The organism is Pseudomonas granadensis, from assembly GCF_900105485.1.
Lineage (GTDB): Bacteria > Pseudomonadota > Gammaproteobacteria > Pseudomonadales > Pseudomonadaceae > Aquipseudomonas > Aquipseudomonas granadensis.
The window spans coordinates 2245236-2262361 of sequence record NZ_LT629778.1 but is presented as its reverse complement, the minus strand read 5'-3'; the positions used below and the strand labels follow the sequence as shown (position 1 = coordinate 2262361).

Here is a 17126-nt window from a genome sequence, read left to right as displayed (position 1 = left end):
CCGCGGTGGATGTGAGAGATACGCTGACCTGAAATACCGAGTCGAATGCAAGTCTTAAAGCCAACCAAAATCGGCTCCCTCTCCCTCGGGAGAGGGCTGGGGTGAGGGGCGAATCCACTGAAGATTTCAAGCCATACGGCGCTTCTAACCACTCAACAATGAGCGTTAGCTCGCGTGCTCTTGATCTTGCGTCACATACACTCCCCCCGGATTTGGTTGTAGGCGTTTCGCCTGGAATTTTTGAGTTCAGGGTTGGTGTGGGCGTTCAGTTGGTTTTATGGGCGCGGTCAGTCTGGGTTGCCTGCCTGAAAATCAAAAATCAAGATCAAAAGCCCCTCACCCTAGCCCTCTCCCGGAGGGAGAGGGGACTGACCGTGGGGGATGTAAGAGCTACGCCAACGTGCAATACCGAGTCGAATGCAAGTCTCAAAGCCAACCAAAATCGGCTCCCTCTCCCTCGGGAGAGGGCTGGGGTGAGGGGCGAATCCACTGAAGATTTCAAGCCATACGGCGCTTCTAACCACTCAACAATGAGCGTTAGCTCGCGTGCTCTTGATCTTGCGTCACATACACTCCCCCCGGATTTGGTTGTAGGCGTTTCGCCTGGAATTTTTGAGTTCAGGGTTGGTGTGGGCGTTCAGTTGGTTTTATGGGCGCGGTCAGTCTGGGTTGCCTGCCTGAAAATCAAAAATCAAGATCAAAAGCCCCTCACCCTAGCCCTCTCCCGGAGGGAGAGGGGACTGACCGTGGGGGATGGAAGAGCTACGCCAACGTGCAATACCGAGTCGAATGCAAGTCTCGAAGCCAACCAAAATCGGCTCCCTCTCCCTCGGGAGAGGGCTGGGGTGAGGGGCGAATCCACCGCGAATCTCAAGCCGTGCGCCGCTTCTCACCACTCAATAGGCCGAGTGTCAGCTCGCCTGCTTTTGATCTTGATCCACCGGCGACGTCGGAAGGCTGAGCGCAGGGATCGATCCGGGCGTGGGAGCGCAGCGACCGTCTGGCGCAGCCAGACACAGCGGAAGGAGGTGCAGCGAAGCAAACCGTAGCCGCTGCGCCCGGATCGGTCCCGGAGCGAAGGGACCCGAGCCTGCGAGGGCCGAACGCAGGAGCAAGCGTTTTGGGTTACCTTTTTGGCGTTTGAAAAAGGTGACCCGCCGTAAGGGCGGAACCCTAAGCAGCCGTTACCGCAGCAACGGATATGTACCCAAACCAAAAAACTCAGCGCCTGAAAGAAAGTCATCGCGAGCAGGCTCACTCCTACAAGGGGTGTTGCGCACACGCAGACGACCTTTCATCCCACCACCGACAAACCCAGTGGAACCGCAAACGCCAGCATTTCTTCTATCGCAAACACACCGATGGAGAACCGCAACATGACTGACCATCCACTGATAGCCACCCACACAAGAAACGACACCGGCCAGCGCGGCGCAATGAGCAGCGCCGAACGCGCCCTGTCCCTCACCGCCGGCAGCGCACTGTTATTGCACGGCTGGCGCACCGGCGGCCTCGCCGGCGCACTGGAAATCGTCGCCGGCGCATACGGCGTATGGCGCGGTGCCGCCGGCCACTGCCGCTTGAAACAGGCCCTCACCCCTACCCCGTTCGAGCAACAATTCAGCCGCGAACACCACTGGCCGATCAGCGAAGCGATCACCCGCAGCGTGACGATCAACCGTCCGCTGGAAGAAGTTCGCGACTTCATCACCCGCGTCGAAAACATCGGACCGCTGCTGCGCTGGGTCGACAGCGTCGAACAACTCAGCCCGGACACCACCTGCTGGACGCTGCGCGCACCCGCCGGTCGCAAGCTGCAAACAACGCTGATTCGCCAGCCCGCCGAAGACCCGAACACCCTGCACTGGCAAACCCCGGACCAATCCAGTTGGCAACACGACATCTCCCTGTCGTTGACCCCCGCCCCCGCCAATCGTGGCACACAGGTCAAAGCCGTGGTCGTGTGCAAACCGGCGATGGGCAAACTCGGTTACGCCTTCGCTCGCGCAATCAGCCTGTTCAGCGACAAAGCCCTGCTAAACGGTTTGCAAGCAGTCAAACAGCAGATGGAAACCGGCGAAGTCAGCAACAACCGCATGCGCCCTGAAGGCGACGATGATTTCTTTTATGTCCACGGCGACAGCGGCCATACCGCGGCCGGTCAACAACCGGTGAAAACCGGCGTGGCGATTGAAGGGGGGATTCACTGATGCGCGCACTCACCTGGCAAGCACCCAACCATCTGCGAGTCGACAATGTCCCCGATCCGTCGATTCTCAACCCGCGCGATGCGATCATCCGCGTCACGCTGTCCTCGGTCTGCGGCTCCGACTTGCACCTGCTCGGCGGTTACGTTCCGGCGATGAAACCGGGCGATATCATCGGCCATGAATTCATGGGCGAGATCGTTGAGGTCGGCCCCGGCGTCAATGGCCTGCGCAAGGGCGACAAGGTCATCACCATTTCCATCATCGGCTGCGGCAATTGCGAGCCGTGCCAGCGCAGCGATTTTTCCTGCTGCGACAACTCCAACCCCAATCCGTCGGTGACCGACCTCGCCTACGGCCAACCGTGCTGCGGGATTATCGGCTACAGCCACGCGTTCGGCGGCTACCCCGGCAGCCACGCCACTTATGTGCGCGTGCCCTACGCCGACGTCAACCTGTTCAAGGTGCCCGAGGGCGTGCGCGACGAGCAGGCGCTGTTTGTCTCCGATGCCGCGCCCACCGGTTATTTCGCAGCCGACAACGCCGACATTCAACCGGGCGAGACGGTGGCGGTCTGGGGCTGTGGCGGCGTCGGGCTCATGGCGATCTGCAGCGCCTATCTGCTCGGCGCCGAACGGGTCATTGCGATCGATCGTTACCCCGAGCGACTGCGCCTGGCCGAAGAACGCTGCAACGCCATTCCGATCAATTACGAGCAGACCAACGTTCACGAAGCGCTGCTGGAACTGACCGGCGGGCGCGGGCCGGACCGCTGCATCGATTGCGTCGGCATGGAAGCTCACGGCACGGAAATCGACTATGCCTACGACAAGACCAAACAGATGCTGCGCCTGCACACCGAACGCGGCACCGTGCTGCGCCAGGCCATTCGCGCCTGTCGCAAGGGCGGCACGGTGTCGGTGGTCGGTGTATATGGCGGGTTGCTGGATAAATTCCCGATGGGCGCAATCGTCAACAAGGCGCTGACGGTGCGCTCAGGGCAACAGCCGGGGCAACGCTACGCACCGACGTTGTTCGAACACATCCAGAAAGGCGAACTCGACCCTTCGTGGCTGCTGACGCATCCGATGAGTCTGGAGGACGGTGCCGAAGGTTATCGGATGTTCAAGGAGAAAACCGATCAGTGCATTCGCGCCGTGTTCAAGCCGTGAAGGTTGCAACGCCGCTGACGCCGTTTGCCGGCGTCAGCGGCGCTGTCATTCATTCTCATGGCCGTGCGCGTCGGCACAGGACAGTCGCCCCGACTCGCCGCCCGCGATGCGTTCTGCCTGATCGATGCCGCGCTTGAGCGCGTCTTCAACTTCCCATTCGATACCGGGCAATTTTCTGATTCGCTCGTAGGCGCATTCGCCGGTCGCCGTGTAGACGCTGATAAATATTTCCACGTCGCCGTCATCCGCCTCGCGTGCCCGCACCTCGATGTGACAACCGTTTTCAACTTCTTCCGTGTGGCACTTTTCTGCCCTCTCCGTGGCCTTCCATTTGCTGTAGGTTTCGCCGCGTTTGAACATGTCGTACTCCTGATCTGATCCGCTTATTCAAAGACCCAGGCTGTCGCTGGATGATTCCCGAATTTGCCAAAGGTCATTTCCAGCATAGTCCGCCAGTTCTGCATCGCCGTTTCGCTAGTTCAACCGTTCGTCAGGTTCAGTAACATTTTGTCAAACCAATGCCCAAGGGTTTATTCAAAAAATCGTGGCTCACATGAACCACTGTTACAGCCGCCTGAATATTGATGCAGGCAACTTCGCTGCGCTTTAAACAAACGCAGCGGCAATACCTCAACTCATTGTTTTACTCAGGTGCGTCGCAGTTCCGCCACAGGACGAGGATCGGCGTTTATACAGGAGCATGTATGAAGCGAATCATTGGGTATGGCCTGACCTATCTCGCTACCAGCGTTGTTCTCGCCGGTTGCAACTTGATCGTGTTCAACCCCAAGGGCCAGGTGGCCAAGGATGAACGCGACCTGATCATCCTCGCGACCGGCCTGATGCTGCTGGTGGTGATTCCGGTCATCGTGATGACTTTCCTGTTCGCCTGGCGCTATCGCGCTACCAACAAAAAAGCCCGCTATTCGCCGCGCTGGGCCAGCTCGCACAAGATCGAAGCGGTGGTTTGGGGCGTGCCTTTCCTGATCATTTGCGTGCTCGGCTGGGTCACCTGGGAAACCACGCACGCGCTGGACCCTTATCGACCGCTAGACTCCGACGTCCCGCCGGTGAACGTCCAAGTCGTCGCGACGGACTGGAAATGGTTGTTCATCTATCCGGATCTGGGCATTGCTTCGGTCAATGAACTCGCACTACCGGTCAACACACCGGTAAGTTTCACCGTCACTTCCGACGCGGCCATGACTTCGTTCTTTATTCCTGCACTCGGCGGGCAGATATATGCCATGGCAGGCATGCAGACCAAGTTGCATTTGATCGCCAATGAGCCCGGCCAATATCGCGGAATCGCCGCCAACTATAACGGCCACGGCTTCTCCGACATGCACTTCAGCACCCTGGCATTGAATGGCGCCGACTATGACGCGTGGGTAAACAAGGTCAGGACCACCCCCCAGCAACTTGATCAGAACAGTTATGCCGAACTGGCGAAGCCTTCGGTTGCACACCCGATTACTTATTACTCGAAAGTTCAGGAGCGACTGTTCCTGAATATCGTCGACAAGTACGAAGGCATGAACAAGGCACCGCGCTCCAAAGGTAGCCAGGTGCAACGCAACAGCGACGACAAGCGCGTCGATCAACAACCGAGTCTGCTGGCCGAGGAGCGTTAACAATGTTCGGGAAACTTTCATGGGACGCGGTTCCATTGCACGAGCCGATTGTCATGTACACCCTGGCCATCGTTGGCCTGATGGGTTTTGCCCTGGTCGGCACCGTCACCTGGAAGCGCAAGTGGGGGTACCTCTGGCGCGAGTGGTTCACCTCGGTCGATCACAAGAAAATCGGCTGCATGTACATCATCGTCGCCCTGGTCATGCTGCTGCGCGGCTTTTCCGACGCGATCATGATGCGCACCCAACAGGCCATGGCCTCGAGTGGCGGGCCGGGTTATCTGCCGCCGGAACATTACGACCAGATCTTCACCGCCCACGGCGTGATCATGATTTTCTTCATGGCCATGCCGTTCGTGGTCGGCCTGATGAACATCGTTGTGCCGTTGCAGATTGGCGCGCGCGATGTGGCGTATCCGTTTCTCAATGCGCTGAGTTTCTGGCTGTTCGTGGTCGGTGCGGCGCTGGTCAATATCTCGCTGGGCGTCGGTGAATTCGCCCGCACCGGCTGGGTCGCCTACCCGCCCCTGTCCGAACTCGGCTACAGCCCCGGGGTGGGTGTCGATTACTACATCTGGTCATTACAGATATCCGGGATAGGCACGTTACTCACCGGGGTCAACTTCTTCGTGACCATTCTGAAAATGCGCACCGAAGGCATGACCCTGTTCAAGATGCCGGTGTTCACCTGGAACGCCCTGTGCACCTCGGTGCTGATCCTCGCCGCGTTCCCGATTCTCACCGCAACCTTGCTGATGCTCACCCTCGACCGCTATCTGGGCATGCACTTCTTCACCAACGAGGCCGGCGGCAATCCGATGATGTACGTCAACCTCATCTGGGCCTGGGGTCATCCGGAGGTGTACATCCTGATCCTGCCGGCCTTCGGGATCTTTTCCGAAATCGCCGCGACCTTCAGCAGCAAGCGTCTGTTCGGCTACGTGTCGCTGGTGTGGGCGACGATCTCGATCACCATCCTGTCGTTCATCGTCTGGCTGCACCACTTCTTCACCATGGGCGCCGGGGCCAACGTCAATGCGTTCTTCGGCATCATGACGATGATTATTGCGGTGCCGACCGGGGTGAAAATCTTCACTTGGCTGTTCACCATGTACCGCGGGCGGGTGCGCTTCGAAACGCCGATGTTGTGGACGCTGGGCTTTATCGTCACGTTCAGCATCGGCGGCATGACCGGCGTGCTGCTGGCGGTGCCCGGCGCGGACTTCCTGTTGCACAACAGCCTGTTTTTGATCGCGCACTTCCATAACGTGATCATCGGCGGCGCGGTATTCGGCTACATGGCCGGGCTGACCTACTGGTTCCCGAAAGCCTTCGGCTTCCGCCTCAACGACCGGCTCGGGCGCATCGCCTTCTGGTGCTGGCTGATCGGTTTCTACTTCGCCTTCATGCCGTCCTACGTGCTCGGTTTCATGGGCATGACCCGACGCCTCAACCACTTCGACAACCCGGCCTGGCAACCTTGGTTGCTGCTGGAACTGGTCGGCGTCGGCATCATTCTTTGCGGCGTGTCCGCGCAGGCGCTGCAGCTGTATGTGAGCATCCGCAACCGCGCCAAATACCGCGACCTCACCGGCGACCCGTGGGATGGCCGCACGCTGGAATGGGCCACGGCCTCGCCGCCGCCGTTCTACAACTTCGCCGAGCAGCCGAAAGTCAACGATCTGGACGCGTACTGGGGCATGAAAGAGCGCGGCGTCAGCACCCTGAGCCACACCGATTACCGCGCCATTCATATGCCACGTAATACCTCGGCCGGTCTGGTGATCAGCATTTTCGCGCTGATCTACAGCTTCGCCCTGGTCTGGCATATCTGGTGGCTGGCGATCTTCGGGCTGGTGGCCTCGGTGGTTGCCATGGTCGTGCGCAGTTATGACGAAGACATCGACTATTTCGTCCCCGCGCAGGAAGTCGCACGGATCGAAAAAGCGCGTCTCAAAGACCTGGCGGAGGCTTGATCATGTCCAATATCGTCCTGGAAAAAGACATCGCTCACAGTCATGAGCAAGGCCACGAAGACGCCGGGTCCATGCGGGTGTTCGGTTTCTGGATCTACCTGATGACCGACTGCATTCTCTTCGCCACGCTGTTCGCCGGCTACGCCGTGCTGCGTGACAGCATCGCCGGAGGGCCGTCGACTGTCGATATTTTCGAGTTGCCCTACGTCCTCGCCGAAACCGCCCTGCTGCTGCTCAGCAGCATCACCTACGGCTACGCCATGCTGGCGATGAACCGCAACGACAAGGCCCATGTGCTGCGCTGGCTGGCGGTGACCTTCCTGCTGGGCTGCGGCTTCATCGCGATGGAAATCAACGAATTCCATCACCTTATCGCACAAGGCTACGGCCCGGATCGCAGCGGCTTTCTCACCGCGTTTTTCACTCTGGTCGGCACCCACGGCGCGCACGTGCTCAGCGGCCTGGTGTGGATGGCAATCCTGATGGCGCAGGTCAGCAGCCGCGGCCTGACCAACACCAACACCACGCGCCTGAGTTGCCTGAGCCTGTTCTGGCACTTCCTCGATGTCGTGTGGATTTGCGTGTTTACCGTAGTTTATCTGTTGGGGGTGGTGTGACATGTATAACCAAAGTCAGGTTCACAGCAGTGCCGGGACCAGCCACGGCAGCAGCCGCACGTACATGGTCGGCTTCATCATTTCGGTGGTCCTCACCGTGATTCCGTTCGGTCTGGTGATGTTTCCGACCTTGCCGCGCAATGTCACCGCGTGGGTGGTGGTGGCGCTCGGCGTGGTGCAGGTGTTCGCCCACCTGAAATATTTCCTCCATCTGGACACGGCCTCGGAACAGCGCTGGAACCTCATCGCGCTGATCTTTTCGGTGGTCATCATTCTTCTGCTGGTTGGGCTCTCGCTATGGATCATGGACAGCATTCACCACAACATGCTGGCGCACTGAGGCAATGGAGGGTACCGCTCAACGTCGGCATTGAACTGACCAAACCGGGGATCATCTTCGGCAATCTGGCGTCGGTGCTCGGTGGTTACCTGCTCGCGGCGGCCGGCCGACCATTGTCTGTCGCGCACTTGCTGGCCACCGTGCTCGGTACCGCGTTGATCATTGCTTGCGGTTGCGTGATCAATAACTGCGTCGACCGCGATATCGATCGGCGCATGGTCCGCACCTGTCATCGGGCGCTGGCGATCCGTGCGGTGTCAGTGCCGGCAGCGCTGTGTTATGCGGGCGTGCTCGGACTGCTCGGCTTTGCCCTGCTCTGGTCCGGCACCACGCCGCTGGCCTGTGCGCTGGCGGCGATTGGCTTGATCATCTATGCAGGCGTTTATACCTGTCTGATGAAGCGCAGCTCGCATTGGGGCACGCTGGTTGGCAGCCTGTCGGGCGCCATGCCGCCGGTGATCGGCTATGGCGCGGTGACCGGCAATTTCGACGCCACCGCGCTGCTGCTGGTCATCGTGTTCTGCTGCTGGCAGATGCCGCATTCCCATGCGATCACCGTGATGCGCCACGAGGATTTCCGCGCGGCCGGGCTGCCAACCCTGACGCTGAATCAGGCACGGCGCGAGATCATTCTGTACATGCTTGCGTTCCTCATCAGCGCGGCCGTGTTGGGCTGGCTGGCAAATCTCAACGTGTCGTACCCGCTGGTCATTGTCGGCCTGGGTGGCTACTGGTTTTACCTGGCCTTGCGGCGGGTCAGCAGCCGCACGTCGAAAGCCTGGGCACGACGGCTTTTCGTGGTGTCCATCCTGCTGATTCTGGCGTTGAACCTGTCGCTGGCGCTGAACGCGGTACTGCCATCGTTCACGGTTTAGCCCAAGCGTATCGACCGCTCATCGGCCCTGGAGAAATCCGTTCAAACCCAGTCGCGCTGCCGGCCATCAGATTTTATGAACGCAACAACCATCAGCAACCGGGAGGACACCATGGCTAACGACACCTCAACATCACAATGCGCCTGCTCCGGCTGCACCTGCAGTGCCGACAACGCGGTCGAGCGCGACGGCAAACGCTATTGCAGCCAGGCTTGTGCCGACCTTCACCCCAATGGCCAGCCCTGCCCGTCGAGCAGTTGCCAGTGCGAGCAAAATCTGGGGCACAGTGAACGCAACGTCAGTGATTCAAAACTGGACGAAGCGGTGGAAGAAACCTTTCCCGCCAGCGATCCGATTTCACCGTAATGCGCAGGCCCTGTTTTTTTACCCGCTGGAGAGAATTGATATGGACGAGGAAACCATCCGCAAAACCGCCTATCGCCTTTGGGAAGAGCAAGGCCGGCCGCACGGGCAGGATTTCGATCACTGGTTCCAGGCCCGCGCCGAGCTCGATGCGTTCGACTCCGACGGCTTGCCCGGCTCGGTCGCCAGCAGCGTAGCGCCGCCGGCACCACGGAAAAAGAGCAAAGAGGCGCCCGCCGCCACGGCGAGCAAAACCCGCAAGAAAACCTCCGCCGCAGCGAAATGACCTTGACCATGCCGTCGCCAATCCTGATCGGGCGCTGAAGCTTTGAAGCGCGGCGCTAACCTGGTGGCGGCGGCTTTCGCCCTCACGGCGTTGTCCTATGGCCTGGCACGATTTGCCTACGGCCTCCTGCTGCCGCAGATTCGTCAGGAGCTGGCGCTCAGCGTCTCGGCGGCCGGCTGGATCGGCGGCAGCGCCTTCGCGGCCTACTGCGTGGGCATCGTCGCGACATTCATCAGTAACGGCAAACTCAGCCCGCGCGCACTTACGGTGCTTGCCGGTGCGGCCGCTTCGTTCGGCATGGGTTTGATCGCCTTCGCCCAATCGGGCCTGGCGCTGGGCTGCGGCGTGGCGCTCGCCGGATTGAGCACCGGCCTGACTTCACCGCCGCTGGCCAGCGCGGTGGCGGCCCGTATTGCCGAGGCGCAGCGCGCGCGGGCCAACGGCTTCATTAACGCCGGCACCGCTGCCGGCATCGTTTTTTCCGGTTTGACCGTGGTGGTCGCCGCAGGGCAATGGCGGCAGTTGTATGCGCTGTTCGCGATGATGGGGGTCGGCATTACGCTGTGGCTGTGGTTTGCCGCACCACGCCGAGGCGAAAACGCAATCGCCGACAACTTTTCCTCGACCCTGCTGCTGCGTCCCGGTGTATTGCCGCTGTGTTGCAGCGCCTTTTTGATGGGACTGGCGAGCACCGCGATCTGGACGTTCGGCGCCGACATTCTGCGCGCTGAAGCTGGTTTCTCTGATCGGTCGATTGCCTGGGCGTGGATTTTGCTCGGCACTGCGGGCATCAGTGGCTGCACCACCGGCGTACTGACCGGTCGTTTTGGCGTCGCTCGCGTGCATCGCTGGGCCCTCGCCGGGATCGCCGTCGGCACACTAGGGCTGGCAGCGGCTTCGGTTTCAGCGTTTTATGGGCTCGCGGCGATGTGCCTGTTTGGCGCGGCCTACATCGTCTCATCCGGTGTGTATCTGATTCAGGGGATCAACCTGTTTGCAGATCGTCCCGATCTGGGGCTGGGCATTCCGTTTCTGGTCCTGGCGCTGGGGCAAACCGCCGGCACGCCGTTGTTTGGCGCGGTGCTGGAGAACGCCGGGGTGATCGTCGCCCTGTGCGCGTTTGCCTTGGCTGCAGGCGTGGCGATGCTGCCGAGAGCAAGCGCCGCAAAGCAGTCGATCAAGCCGCCGGCTGGAGAATCTCCAGGAGAAAATCGATGAACACGTTGATACGGCTCGAGCCCCGGTGGTTGGGCAGGTACAGCGCGTTGATGCAGGTGCTGGCAGTGCCGGGATTGACCTGATACTGCTCGAGCACGCGCACCAGTCGTCCGGCGGCCACGTCGTCGCGAACCAGCCAGTCGGCCAGCAGCGTCACCCCGCCACCGTTGATCGCGGCTTCGCGAAGGATGTCGGCATTGTTACTTTGCAGGCGCCCGTGCACGTTGAGCTGGATGGTTTCGTCGTCGCCCTGAAAGGTCCAGTGCTGGTGGGTGCCGGCGTAATCGAAGCGCAGGCATTGATGGTCGAGCAGGTCGCGCGGATGGCACAGCTCGGCACTGCGCGCCAGGTACTCGGGGCTGGCGACGACCCAGCGCTGGAACTGACCGACGCGTTTGCTGACGATGTCCTCGCTGACCACTGACGAGCCGAGGCGCACCGAGACGTCGATCTGTTCGCTGAGCAGGTCGCTGACCTGATCACTCAGCGACAGGCTGATTTCCAGGCCCGGATGGCGCGCCAGCAAGCGGCTCAGGTGCGGCGCGATGAGGCGCCGGCCGAACTCCACCGGCACGCTGATGCGCAGCCGCCCTTGCGCCTCGCTGCCACGGTCAGCGACCACCGCGTCGGCTTCGTCGATCGCGTCGAGAATCGCCACGGCCTTGTCGAAGTAAGTCTGCCCCGCCACCGTCACGCTGGTATTGCGCGTAGTACGATTGAGCAAGCTTGCACCCAGCTCATGTTCCAGCCCCGCCACCTGCCGGGTCACTGAAGACGTCGAGATCCCGAGTTTGCGCGCCGCCGAGGAATAGCCCCCGCAGCGCACGGTTTCGACAAACATCTTCAAGGCCAGCAACTTGTCCATCAGCGGAGTCCGGTCGGAAAGCAACGGCGCTGATTGTGCATCACCGTTCGCTTGCCGTCTTGTATCGCCGTGCTTGGCTGCAGGGGCCGCGTACTCAGGCATCGGCTTTGTGGCTCAGGAACAGCCCCAGCGCCAGGGCCGGCAACAGCGCTACCGCGACCGCCGAAAGGTTCCAGCCGAAGTGCTCGTAGAGCGGGCTGGCGACCAGCGAACCGAGGGCGCCGCCAACGAAAATGCTGGTCATGTACACCGCATTGAGGCGCGCACGGCTGTGCGGGTCGATCGCATAGACCTCACGCTGGCCGAGGACCAGGTTCAACTGCACGGCGAAATCCAGCAGCACCGCACACACCACCAGCCACCAGTAATTGCTGCTCGGCAGTGCAGCGATCAGCAGCGAAACCGGGGCCAACAGCAACGCTACCAGCGTGCCGCGCCGTGCATGCCCGGCATCGGCCAGGCGACCGGCAATCGGTGCAGCAATCGCGCCGACCGCGCCAACCAGGGCGAAGATCGCCACGTGCGCCTGAGTGAAGCCGTGATGACGCATCAGTTCAATCGGCGCCAGGGTCCAGAACAGACTGAAACTGGCGAACAGCAGCCCTTGATACAAAGAGCGCTGACGCAACAGCGCATGCTTGCGCGCCAAGGCAAATACCGAACCGATCAACGCCGTGTACGTCGCTTTATGGCTCGGCACACGACGTGGCAGCGCAACGGCAGTGATCAGGGCAATGACCGCCATCAACCCGGCAGCGCTGAAAAACACCCCGCGCCAGCCGAACACCTCGACCAGCAGGCTCGACAGTGGCCGCGACAACAGAATCCCCAGCAGCAGGCCGCTCATGATGTTGCCGACCACCCGCCCGCGCGTGGCTTCAGGCGCCAGATGCGCGGCCAGCGGCACGAGGATCTGCACGGCCACCGAGGTCAGGCCGATCAGCAGGGAAAACAACAGGAACATCGACGGCGAATGGGTCAGCCCGGCGCACAACAGCGTGACACTCGCGGCAAGAGTGAAACCGACCACCAGACGGCGGTTTTCCATCAGGTCGGCCAGCGGCACCAGCAACAGCAGGCCCAAGGCATAACCGAACTGGGTCAGCGAGACGATCAAACTGGCATTCGCGCTGGAAAGACCGATTTGCGGCGCGATCAACTCGACGATGGGCTGCGCGTAATAAAGATTGGCCACGACTGCGCCACAGCAGAATGCGAGGAACGCGACCATCAGGCCGGAGAGTGAAGCGGGTTGCTCGGCCTTGGCCGTAGCGGCGGGATTGCCGGTGAGCATGGTGACACCTCATTGCGTCTGGAAAAGGTGAGCCAAGGCTACGGCCAGCACCGGGCCGCGAGAATCACTGCGCCGGGCAACGCACTGATGCGTGTGGCGCAACGGCACACGGCGTTGCTTGTGACGCAACGCGCTGTTGCGCCAGGCGCGGATTCTCCGCCGCGCGAGTGTTCTCTAGGCTTTGTCCGAGGCGCAGACGTCGGCGCCCTTCCCCGGTCGTCACAAGGAGCTTCGCATGACTCGCCATCCTTCCCCCCCGCTGTTTTGCCCTGTGCCGGGGTCACTCTGATGAACCTGCCCTGGCTGAAATCCCGCACCTTCTGGATCGCCGTAGCGTTGTTGGCGGCAGTGGCGCTGATCGCCGCAGCGCTGTTGATGTGGCGCCCGGCGATCGCGCCGATCGAGCGCCCTCCGATATTCGATACGGCGCAGATCCATCGCGGTGCGCGAGTCGTCGAAGCCGGCGATTGCGCGGTCTGCCATACCCGCCCCGGCGGTGAATATCTGGCTGGCGGACTGCCGCTGGTAACGCCGTTCGGCACCCTGTACAGCACCAACATCACCCCGGATGCGCAGACCGGCATCGGCCAATGGTCGCTGCCGGCCTTCGAACGGGCGATGCGCCAGGGCATAGCGCGTGACGGGCATTTCCTCTACCCGGCGTTTCCCTACGTGCACTACCGGCGCATGAACACCGAGGACATCGCCGATGCCTATGCCTACCTGATGAGCGGCCCCGCCGTGCAGGCGCCGGCGCGGCAGAATCAGATGAATTTCCCGATGAACATTCGTCCGCTGGTGTCGTACTGGAACCTGCTGTTTCTTCACGGCGAACCGCTAACGCCATTGGCCGAACACAGCGCGGCGTGGAATCGCGGGCGCTATCTAGTCGACGGACCGGGACATTGCGCCGGCTGCCATTCGCCGCTGAACCTGATCGGCGCGGAAAAATCCTCCGAGTACCTGCACGGCGGCAGCGTCGACGGCTGGGACGCTCCGGCGCTGGTCGGTCTGGGGCAACGGGCGAATCCGTGGAACCGCGAGCAACTGGTCGATTATCTGCGTGCCAATGTAGTCGCCGGTCACGGCACTGCGGCTGGCCCGATGCGCCCGGTCAGCCTGAGTCTGGCGCGTCTGCCGGCCAGCGAAGCCGATGCGATTGCCGAGTATCTGCTGAGCCTGGAGCAGCCGCCGACCGTTACCGAAACCACGGCGCCAACGCCGATCGACCCTGCATCCACTGCCCAAGGCGCACTGCTGTTTACCAGTGCCTGCGCTGGCTGCCATGGTCGCGCCGCGCCGATGCGCGAGATCGACGGGCGGCCGCCGCTGGAGAGCACCTCGGCGCTGCACGCGGCCAGTTCGCGCAATTTCCTCAAGACCGTACTCGAAGGGCTGCCGGCCACGCCCGGTTCGCCCGGACCGCAAATGCCCGGGTTCGCCGCCAGCCTCGACAACCGCCAGCTCGCCGCACTGGCCGTGTATCTGCGCCAGCAGGTGCGCCCAGACCAGCCTTGGGCAGACCTCTCGTCCACTATCGAAGCATTACGTCAGGAGACCAAATGAGCCAGATCACCCTCAACGTCAACGGCGCCGCCCAGGCATTGGAGCTGGAGCCGGACATGCCGCTGCTGTATGCGCTGCGTAATCATCTGAACCTGAATGGCGCCAAGTACGGCTGTGGTCTGGGTCAGTGCGGCGCCTGCACGGTGATCGTCGATGACCAACCGGTGTTCGCCTGTCTGACGCCCTGCGCGGGTCTGCAAGGCAAGCAGATCCGCACCGTGGAAAGCCTCGGCAGTGCGGAGAAACCGGGCCCGCTGCAAGCGGCCTTCATCGAGAAACAGGCGGCGCAATGCGGTTACTGCATTGCCGGCATGCTGATGCGTGCACAAGCGTTGCTGGAACAAAATCCTCACCCGGATGAGCAAACCATCCGCGAGCACATGGCCGGCAATCTGTGCCGCTGTGGCACGCATTTGCGCATCATCGAGGCGATCAGCCTGGTCGCCGGGCAACACGGGAGCCGGTCATGAGCGAATCAACCGGTCTGAATCCGAGCCGTCGGGCATTCCTGCGCGGCGGCGCATTGCTGATGGCCTTCACCCTGGTGCCGATGGCGCGGCGGGCGCTGGCCGACACTGAAGTCGACACGCTCGGCACCGTGGTGCTCGCGCCGGATCTGCCGGGCAGCCTGCGCACCAATCCCTACCTCGACGCGTGGATTCGCATCGACGCCGACGGCATCACCGTGTACACCGGCAAGGTCGAGCTGGGCACCGGAGTGAAAACCGCGTTGCTGCAAATCGCCGCCGAGCGCCTGCAAGTGCCGGCCAGTGCGATCAACCTGCTCACCGCCGACACCGCGCTGACACCCAACGAAGGCTACACCGCCGGCAGTCACAGCATTTTCGACAGCGGCACCGCGCTGTTCCATGCCGCCGCGCAAGTACGCGAGATGCTGGTGGATTCCGCCGCGCGCCACTGGCAGGTTGACCCGGCGCAGCTGACTACCGCTGATGCGATGATCGAAGGGCCGGCCGGGCAACGCATGAGTTACGCCGAGGCGGTCAGCAACGTCGATGTGCACCAATACGCCAAGGCGCAATCGCCGAGCCTGCCAGCGGCGGATTTCAAGCTGATCGGGCATTCGCTGCCGCGTCTGGATATTCCGGCAAAAGTCAGCGGCGGCGCCGCGTTCGTCCAGGACATGCGCTTGCCCGGCATGCTTTACGCGCGGGTGATTCGCCCGCCGCGTCCGGGTTGCACACTGGAGGCGTTCGATGCGCGGGCCATTGAAGCACTGGCCGGGGTGGTCAAGGTAATCCGCGACGGCAGTTATCTCGCTGTGCTTGCCCGTGACGAATGGCAAGCAATCAAGGCCATGCGCAGCGCCAGCGAGGTCGCACGCTGGCGTGGCGGCGATGGGATTCCCGAGGCCGAAAATATCCATGCCTTGCTCAAGCGCCTGCCTTCACGGCGCTACCCGATCAGCAACAATGGCGACCTGAATAACGCCGGTGAAACGCGTTTCAAGGCGCGGGTGACCAAGCAATACCTGATGCACGGTTCGATCGGTCCGTCCTGCGCCGTGGCCTGGTTCAAGGACGGCGTGCTGACCGTGTGGACGCATACCCAAGGCGTCTATCCGCTGCGCGCCGGCATCGCCGAGATGCTACGTCTGCCGCCGGAGCGGGTGCGCTGCATCCACACCGAGGGCTCCGGCTGTTACGGCCACAACGGTGCCGACGATGCCGCCGCCGACGCCGCGTTGATCGCCATGCGCGTTCCCGGCACGCCGGTGCGCGTGCAGTGGATGCGCGAGCAGGAAAATCTCTGGGAACCGTACAGCTCGGCGATGGTGGCCGAGGTCGACGTCGGCCTGGCGAACAATCGCCTGCAGGACTGGCACTACGAGCTGTGGACCACGCCGCACAACGAGCGCATCGTCAATGCCGGGCGCCTGCTGCCGGCGCGTCTGTTGGCGCAGCCGTTCGCCTCGGCGCCCTCGGTGCCGATCGCCCAGCCCGAAGGCGACGGCGACCGCAACGCCGTGCCGCTGTATGACCTCGGTGCGACGCGGATCAACATGAACTTCGTTACTGCCATGCCTTTTCGCACCTCGGCGATGCGCTCGCTCGGCGCGCACATCAATATTTTCGCGATTGAGGCGAGCATTGATGAGCTGGCGAACAAGGCTGGCCTTGATCCGGTGGCGCTGCGTCTGGCACATCTGACCGACCCGCGCGCGCGTGCGGTGATCGAGCGGGTGCGCGATGCCATCGACTGGCCGCACAAGAATTCCGAGCCCGGGGCCGGCATCGGTTTTGCCTTCGCCCGCTACAAAAACATCATGGGTTATTGCGCCCTCGCCGTGCGCCTGCGGGTGCATCCGCAAACCGGCGAAGTACGCATCGAGCATGTGGTGACGGCGGTGGATGTCGGCCAGATCGTCAGCCCTGACGGCCTGCGCAATCAGGTCGAGGGCGGCATCGTGCAGTCGGCGAGCTGGACGCTGTACGAGAAAGTCGCCTACGACGCGGGCGGCATTCGCAGTTACGACTGGAGCGGCTATCCGATCCTGCGCTTCACGCAACTGCCGAAAAAAGTCGATGTGCATCTGCTCGACCAGCCTGGCGAACCGTTCCTCGGCGCCGCCGAAATTGTCCAGGGGCCGATGGCCGCTGCGCTCGGCAATGCCGTCGCCAATGCCACCGGCCGGCGCTGGCTGAACCTGCCGCTGAGCCGTTCGACCCAACCCTCCTGAGCACCGCCCGCG

General features: G+C 62.1%; 16 protein-coding genes. 13 read left to right on the top strand and 3 right to left on the bottom strand.

Translation table 11 applies throughout. The annotated features are described in order from the left end of the window. Nucleotides 1-1376: 1376 nt before the first annotated feature. Nucleotides 1377-2210 (top strand): SRPBCC family protein, encoded by an 834-nt coding sequence (locus BLU52_RS10055; RefSeq protein WP_090283041.1) that lies wholly within the window; start codon nt 1377-1379, stop codon nt 2208-2210. After that, entirely contained in the window at nt 2210-3379 is a 1170-nt protein-coding gene (locus BLU52_RS10050; protein WP_090283040.1) for a zinc-dependent alcohol dehydrogenase, read from the top strand. Before BLU52_RS10055 ends, BLU52_RS10050 begins: the two co-directional genes overlap by 1 nt. 45 nt (nt 3380-3424) lie before the next feature. Here the strand turns inward: BLU52_RS10050 and BLU52_RS10045 are convergent, their stop codons facing one another. Then, the gene (locus tag BLU52_RS10045; RefSeq protein WP_090283039.1) at nt 3425-3739 is read right to left on the bottom strand and encodes a hypothetical protein; all 315 of its coding nucleotides are present in this window, start codon (nt 3737-3739) and stop codon (nt 3425-3427) included. A gap of 344 nt (nt 3740-4083) precedes the next feature. Here BLU52_RS10045 and cyoA point away from each other — a divergent pair, with 344 nt between their 5' ends. The 8 genes from cyoA (at nt 4084) to BLU52_RS10005 (ending at nt 10688) form a co-directional block, all read left to right on the top strand. Beyond that, nucleotides 4084-5013, top strand: coding sequence for a ubiquinol oxidase subunit II (gene cyoA, locus BLU52_RS10040; protein WP_090283038.1), 930 nt, complete (start codon nt 4084-4086; stop codon nt 5011-5013). A gap of 2 nt (nt 5014-5015) precedes the next feature. Beyond that, complete coding sequence (gene cyoB / locus BLU52_RS10035; protein WP_090283037.1) at nt 5016-6989, top strand: cytochrome o ubiquinol oxidase subunit I; 1974 nt, start codon at nt 5016-5018, stop codon at nt 6987-6989. 2 nt (nt 6990-6991) lie between these two features. After that, nucleotides 6992-7606: a cytochrome o ubiquinol oxidase subunit III gene (locus BLU52_RS10030; RefSeq protein ID WP_090283036.1), complete on the top strand. Its 615-nt coding sequence runs from the start codon at nt 6992-6994 to the stop codon at nt 7604-7606. A 1-nt stretch (nt 7607) separates the two neighbouring features. Continuing rightward, nucleotides 7608-7946 (top strand): cytochrome o ubiquinol oxidase subunit IV, encoded by a 339-nt coding sequence (gene cyoD, locus BLU52_RS10025; RefSeq protein ID WP_090283035.1) that lies wholly within the window; start codon nt 7608-7610, stop codon nt 7944-7946. Continuing rightward, complete coding sequence (cyoE, locus tag BLU52_RS10020) at nt 7904-8821, top strand: heme o synthase (protein WP_090283034.1); 918 nt, start codon at nt 7904-7906, stop codon at nt 8819-8821. The genes cyoD and cyoE overlap by 43 nt, the downstream gene beginning before the upstream one ends. A gap of 111 nt (nt 8822-8932) precedes the next feature. Continuing rightward, nucleotides 8933-9187 (top strand): metallothionein, encoded by a 255-nt coding sequence (locus BLU52_RS10015; RefSeq protein ID WP_090283033.1) that lies wholly within the window; start codon nt 8933-8935, stop codon nt 9185-9187. Between the two features lie 40 nt (nt 9188-9227). Next, nucleotides 9228-9470, top strand: coding sequence for a DUF2934 domain-containing protein (locus BLU52_RS10010; protein WP_090283032.1), 243 nt, complete (start codon nt 9228-9230; stop codon nt 9468-9470). A gap of 42 nt (nt 9471-9512) precedes the next feature. Then, nucleotides 9513-10688, top strand: coding sequence for a YbfB/YjiJ family MFS transporter (locus tag BLU52_RS10005; protein ID WP_090283031.1), 1176 nt, complete (start codon nt 9513-9515; stop codon nt 10686-10688). Here BLU52_RS10005 and BLU52_RS10000 read toward each other — a convergent pair. Together BLU52_RS10000 and BLU52_RS09995 are read right to left on the bottom strand one after the other, a co-directional pair. Continuing rightward, the gene (locus BLU52_RS10000) at nt 10648-11553 is read right to left on the bottom strand and encodes a LysR family transcriptional regulator (protein ID WP_090283030.1); all 906 of its coding nucleotides are present in this window, start codon (nt 11551-11553) and stop codon (nt 10648-10650) included. The two genes, BLU52_RS10005 and BLU52_RS10000, sit on opposite strands and share 41 nt — an antisense overlap. 94 nt (nt 11554-11647) lie before the next feature. Beyond that, nucleotides 11648-12847 (bottom strand): MFS transporter, encoded by a 1200-nt coding sequence (locus BLU52_RS09995; protein ID WP_090283029.1) that lies wholly within the window; start codon nt 12845-12847, stop codon nt 11648-11650. 288 nt (nt 12848-13135) lie between these two features. Here BLU52_RS09995 and BLU52_RS09990 point away from each other — a divergent pair, with 288 nt between their 5' ends. The 3 genes from BLU52_RS09990 to BLU52_RS09980 are packed head-to-tail and all read left to right on the top strand — an operon-like array spanning nt 13136 to nt 17114. Next, the gene (locus BLU52_RS09990) at nt 13136-14413 is read left to right on the top strand and encodes a c-type cytochrome (RefSeq protein WP_090283028.1); all 1278 of its coding nucleotides are present in this window, start codon (nt 13136-13138) and stop codon (nt 14411-14413) included. Further along, nucleotides 14410-14883 carry a (2Fe-2S)-binding protein gene (locus BLU52_RS09985; RefSeq protein WP_090283027.1) on the top strand — a complete coding sequence of 158 codons (474 nt, stop codon included), beginning with the start codon at nt 14410-14412 and terminating at the stop codon, nt 14881-14883. The genes BLU52_RS09990 and BLU52_RS09985 overlap by 4 nt, the downstream gene beginning before the upstream one ends. Beyond that, entirely contained in the window at nt 14880-17114 is a 2235-nt protein-coding gene (locus BLU52_RS09980; RefSeq protein ID WP_090283026.1) for a xanthine dehydrogenase family protein molybdopterin-binding subunit, read from the top strand. Before BLU52_RS09985 ends, BLU52_RS09980 begins: the two co-directional genes overlap by 4 nt. The last annotated feature ends 12 nt before the right edge of the window (nt 17115-17126 follow it).